Genomic DNA, 5063 nt, shown 5'->3' with positions numbered 1-5063 from the left:
CCCGCCGCCGCGCCCGGCCGCGCGCCGCGCGCGCGGCGGCCCCGCGCGGGGGCCCCCCCCGTTAGACCCGGCCCACCGTTCTCACCGCGGGGCCCCTGCGGCCCCGCGACGATCTCGGCGTGTACCTGACCCGCACCGAGGAACGGGCCCGCGCCCGGGCGGCCGAGGTCGACCGGCAACTCGCCGCCGGCGCCACGCTGCCGCCGCTGGCCGGAATCCCCCTCGGCGTCAAGGACATTCTCGCCCACGCGCACGCCCCGACGACCGCGCAGAGTCTGGTCCTGGACCCGGCGTGGGCGAGCGCCGCCGGGGACTGCACCGTGGTCCGGCGGCTGGAACGCGCCGGCGCCGTCCTCACCGGCAAGACCAGCACCATGGAGTTCGCGATCGGAGTTCCCGACCCGGACAAGCCGTTTCCGATCCCGCGCTGCGCCTGGGATCGGGAGCGCTGGGCGGGCGGCTCCAGTTCGGGCTCGGGCGCCGGGGTGGCCGCCGGACTGTTCCTCGGCGCGATCGGGACCGATACCGCGGGCAGCATCCGGATCCCGGCGGCATTCAACGGCGTCACGGGGCTCAAGCCCACCTTCGGCCGGGTACCGAAATCCGGTGTGGTGCCGCTGAGTTACACTCTCGACCATGTCGGCCCGCTGGCCCGGTCGGCCGCCGACTGCGCGCTGCTGCTGTCGGTGCTGGCGGGCCACGATCCCGGCGATCCCTACAGCGCCGCGGTCCCGGCCGCCGACTATCCGGCCGCCCTCACCGGCGATCTGCGCGGAATCACCGTCGGCGTCGATGATCTCGACCGCTTCGCCGACGCCGGTATCGATCCGGAACAGCCCCGGCGGTTCGCCGCGGCCCTCGACGCGCTGCGCGCCGCGGGCGCCACGGTCGTCCCCGTCGAGCTGGCGATGTACCCGGAGCTGGTGGCCGTCGATCTGCTCGTGATGCTGGCCGAGGCGCACGCCTACCACCGTGCCGACCTGCGCGAGCGCTGGATCGATTACGGCCGCGGCACCCGCATCGTGCTCGCGTCCGGTGCGGCGGTCACCGGGCCGGATTATGTTCAGGCACAACGTGTCCGGCGCTTGGCGCAGGGCCGCATGTCCGACCTGCTGAACCGGGTCGACCTCGTCGTCACCCCGACCGGCCACCTGGGCGCGCCACCGCTGTCCACGCTGGATCCGCTGCGGCCACTGGGCGCCCTGGCCTCGCTGCACACTCCGTATTGGAATCCGCTGGGAAATCCCACCCTTGCCGTACCGATCGGTCTGTCCTCCGAGGGCACCCCGCTGTCGATGTCGATCAGCGGCCGGTATTTCGACGAGGCGACCGTGTTACGCGCCGGCGACGCGTATCAGCGCCGCACCACCCACCATCTCGCGAAAGGCATGCCATGACCGTCCCGTCCACCTGGTCGGCCGAACCCGAGGAAAAGGCCGCCGTCGACGACATGTACGAGATGATGAACAGCCTGGCGGAACTGCTGCACAACTGCGCCGACGTCCGATACGGCGAGCCCAGCGGCGGCCACAGCGTCGGGTGACCGGCCGGGCCCGGGATCCGAACAATCCCCCGAGGCCCGGGAATTCCTTCACCCGCCGATTGTTTTAACCCTTTCGGACATTCACCGCCGGAAACGCCGAATAGTGCCGGATTCGCTTTGCGAGAGGCCGCTGCGGTACGGTATACGCAATCCGAGTAGATCCGTGTCCGTGCGAAAGGGCTGGCTCATGGCCAAGAAGGTCACCGTCACGCTCATCGACGATTACGACGGGAAGTCCAAAGCGGACGAGACCGTGCAGTTCTCGATCGATGGTGTGGCCTACGAAATCGATCTCTCCACGTTGAATGCCGGCAAGCTACGGGGTTCCCTGGAACCCTGGGCCGATAAGGCCCGCAAGGTCGGCCGGGTGAAGTCGGGTGCGGTGTCCAAGCCGAAGTCGGCGGCCGACCGCGAGCAAACCGTGGCCATCCGGGAATGGGCGAAGAAACACGGCTACAACGTGTCGGCCCGAGGGCGAATTTCCTCCGAGATCGTCGCCGCCTATCACAAAGCGAACAAGTAACTGCGATCCGGGCTTTGTCCTGGTAAAAGGGGTTTCGGACGGGCCCGGCTCACCGCCTCACAGGCGCGGGAGCCGGGCCCGTCCGCATGCCGGGGACCGGCGGGTCAGGGAGTGACAATCGCGAAGTTCGGATCGGGTTTGTCGAACAGCGGCGGTAGCTGAGCCAGGACGGCCGCGTCGCCCTCGATGCGGAGATCGCCCCTGCGCACCGCCGCCGCGATATCACCGCCGCCCAGCAGGGCACCGAGCAGCGCGGCACGGGTGGTGGTCACCGTGGCGTCGGGTGCGGGCAGCCCGTCACCCGCCCGACGGTCGTAGTGAATCAGCACGCCATTGCGCAACTCCACGCGATGGACGCGGTCGCGGTCGTCGGTGAAACGCCAGTCGGTGGTCATCGTGACGCCCCACGCCCGCGGGCCGTTGATGCGCAGCGCGGCCGCGTCGAAGATTTGATCGACCGAGAGCGCGGTCAGCAGCGAACTCGAATCCGACTGAGTCGGAGTTCCGAAAGTACCGTTGCGTAGTTCGTACGCGCCGGACAGATAGAAGTTGCGCCAGGTGGCGTTCTCGCTGCCGTATCCGAGTTGTTCGAAGGTGGCCGCCTGCAGCAGCCGTGCTTTCCGGTTGTCGGGAACGGCGAAGACCGCATAGTCGAGCAGCTGTGTCGCCCATCGGTAATCGCTTGCGTCGTAAGCCTTCTGGGCCTGCCGTAAGACCGAATCGATGCCGCCCATCGCCTCCACGTGCCGCTTCGCCGACTCCACCGGCGGATGTTCCCACAGATGTGCCGGATTGCCGTCGAACCAGCCCATGTAACGCTGGTAGACGGCCTTCACGTTGTGGCTCACCGAGCCGTAATAGCCGCGCGTGAACCACTTTTCGGCCAGGGCGGGCGGTAGCTGGAACTGCTCGGCGATTTCGGCGCCGGTATAGCCCTGATTCAACAGCCGCAGGGTCTGGTCGTGCAGGTACGCGTACAGATCCCGTTGCAGCGACAGATATTCCACGATCCGGTCGGTTCCCCACACCGGCCAGTGATGCGAGGAAAACACCAGATCCGATTGCCGCGCATAAAGATTGATGGATTCGGTGAGATAGGCCGACCACACGTGCGGATCGCGCACCAGGGCGCCGCGCAGCGTGAGCAGATTGTGCAGGGTGTGGGTGGCGTTCTCGGCCATGCACAGGATGCGGCGGTCGGGGAAGTAGAAGTTCATCTCCGACGGCGCCTCGGTGCCGGGCGTCAGCTGGAACACCATGCGCACACCGTCGACCGTCTCCTGCTGGCCCGTGTGGGTGATGTCGCGGGTCGGCGCGATCAGGGTGACCGTGCCGGTCGAGGTGGTCTGTCCGAGCCCGGTGCCCACCTGCCCCTGCGGCCCGCGGGGCAGCGCGGCGCCGTACATGTAGGCCGCGCGCCGCGCCATCGCCGTTCCGGCGTAGACGTTCTCGCTGACCGCGTGCTCCACGAAACCCACCGGCGCCAGCACCGGGACCCCGGCCGCCACCTGCTCCTCGGTGAGCACGCCGCGGGCACCGCCGAAATGGTCGACGTGCGAGTGGCTGTAGATCAGGCCCGTCACCGGCCGGTCGCCACGGTGCTGCCGGTACAGCGCCAGCCCCGCCTTCGCGGTCTCGGCGGAGATCAGCGGGTCGATGACGACGACGCCGGTTTCGCCCTCGATCAGCGTCATGTTCGACAGATCCAGGCCGCGCACCTGATAGAAGCCCGGCGCGATCTCGTACAGGCCCTGCTTGGCCGTCAGCTGCGACTGCCGCCACAGGCTCGGATGCACCGACATCGGGCACGAGCCCTGCAGGAAGTTGTAGGAGTCGTTGTCCCACACCACCTTTCCGCCCTCGGACCGGACCACGCCGGGCGTGAGCGCCGCGATGAAGCCGCGGTCGGCATCGGCGAAATCGGCGGTGTCGGAGAACGGGAGCGTCCCGGCGGCCTGCCGGTTGGCGCGGGCGATGTGCTCGGCGGGGTCGGTCCGGGTGTCCGGCGGGTTCACCTCGTCGTCCTCGCCGCCACAGCCACCGAGCCCCAGGCCGATGCCCGCGGCCGCCACCGCGGCGGCACCGGCCCCGAATACGCCGCGGCGCGAGACGCCGCGCGGCCGCCCACTCTCACGATCCTTCGTCATGCGAACCACCATATCCGTTATTGCAGCGGCACTGCAATAACAGTGGTGCGACTCACCGCCCCCGCTGCGCGACCGGCCCGGGCCGATGTGGTCGGATGCAGACATGAACGAGGGCACCGAGACCGGACGGCGGCGCCGGCGCAATCCCGAGCAGACCCGCCGCGCGATCATCGACGCCTTACTGGAGGCGGTCAAGGACGGCGATTTCGCCCCCACCACCAAGACCATCGCCACCCGGGCGGGTGTGTCCGAACGCAGCATCTTCGTGCATTTCCCCACCCGCGAGGACCTGCTGCAGGCCGCGGTCGAACAGCAGTCGGACTACGTGGAAACCCTGCTCGCCCAGGTGGATCCGCGGCAACCGCTCGACGAGCGCATCGCCGCCGCGGCGGATCAGAGCGCGACCGTGTACGCGCTGCAGCGCCGTCCCCGCATCATGGGACTGCTGGAATCGCAGACCAATGCGGGAATGGACGACCGAATGCGGCTGACCGACAGGCGCATTCGCGACCACCTGGCCGAAATGTTCGCCCCCGAACTCGCCCGCGCCGACGGCGTGGACGGGGAACTGCTCGATCTCATCGACGCCACCGTCAGCTGGCCCTACCGGCACCACCTGGTCGAACGGCGCGGGCTGTCGCGGGCGGACGCCACCGCCGCGATCCGGCGGGCCCTGCGCGCCCTGCTGGCCTGAGCGGCGTTGGGGGGGGGGGGGGGGGGGGGGGGCCCCCCCCCCCCCGCGCCCCGGGGGGGGGGGGGGGGGGGGGGGGGGGGGGGGGGGGGGGGGGGGGGGGGGGGGGGGGGGGGGGGGGGGGGGGGGGGGGGGGGGGGGGGGGGGGGGGGGGGGGGG

The 5063-nt window shown here is 70.0% G+C and carries 5 protein-coding genes; 4 read left to right on the top strand and 1 reads right to left on the bottom strand.

The features are described 5' to 3' along the window. Positions 1-119 precede the first annotated feature (119 nt). The 3 genes from QH290_RS05440 (at position 120) to QH290_RS05430 (ending at position 2066) form a co-directional block, all read left to right on the top strand. Positions 120-1397, top strand: a complete 1278-nt coding sequence (locus tag QH290_RS05440) for an amidase (RefSeq protein ID WP_280382146.1) — start codon at positions 120-122, stop codon at positions 1395-1397. After that, positions 1394-1543, top strand: a complete 150-nt coding sequence (locus QH290_RS05435; RefSeq protein ID WP_280382145.1) for a hypothetical protein — start codon at positions 1394-1396, stop codon at positions 1541-1543. The genes QH290_RS05440 and QH290_RS05435 overlap by 4 nt, the downstream gene beginning before the upstream one ends. A gap of 187 nt (positions 1544-1730) precedes the next feature. Beyond that, positions 1731-2066 carry a histone-like nucleoid-structuring protein Lsr2 gene (locus tag QH290_RS05430; protein WP_068028223.1) on the top strand — a complete coding sequence of 112 codons (336 nt, stop codon included), beginning with the start codon at positions 1731-1733 and terminating at the stop codon, positions 2064-2066. 104 nt (positions 2067-2170) lie between these two features. Here the strand turns inward: QH290_RS05430 and QH290_RS05425 are convergent, their stop codons facing one another. Next, the gene (locus QH290_RS05425) at positions 2171-4213 is read right to left on the bottom strand and encodes an alkyl/aryl-sulfatase (protein ID WP_280382143.1); all 2043 of its coding nucleotides are present in this window, start codon (positions 4211-4213) and stop codon (positions 2171-2173) included. A gap of 103 nt (positions 4214-4316) precedes the next feature. On the opposite strand from QH290_RS05425, the gene QH290_RS05420 reads away from it, so the two are divergent. Beyond that, positions 4317-4907 (top strand): TetR/AcrR family transcriptional regulator, encoded by a 591-nt coding sequence (locus QH290_RS05420; RefSeq protein WP_280382142.1) that lies wholly within the window; start codon positions 4317-4319, stop codon positions 4905-4907. The last annotated feature ends 156 nt before the right edge of the window (positions 4908-5063 follow it).

It is taken from the genome of Nocardia wallacei (genome assembly GCF_029869545.1).
Taxonomy (GTDB): domain Bacteria; phylum Actinomycetota; class Actinomycetes; order Mycobacteriales; family Mycobacteriaceae; genus Nocardia; species Nocardia wallacei_A.
Note: the sequence above shows the minus strand (reverse complement) of the source record. Positions and strands in the feature narration are given on the sequence as shown.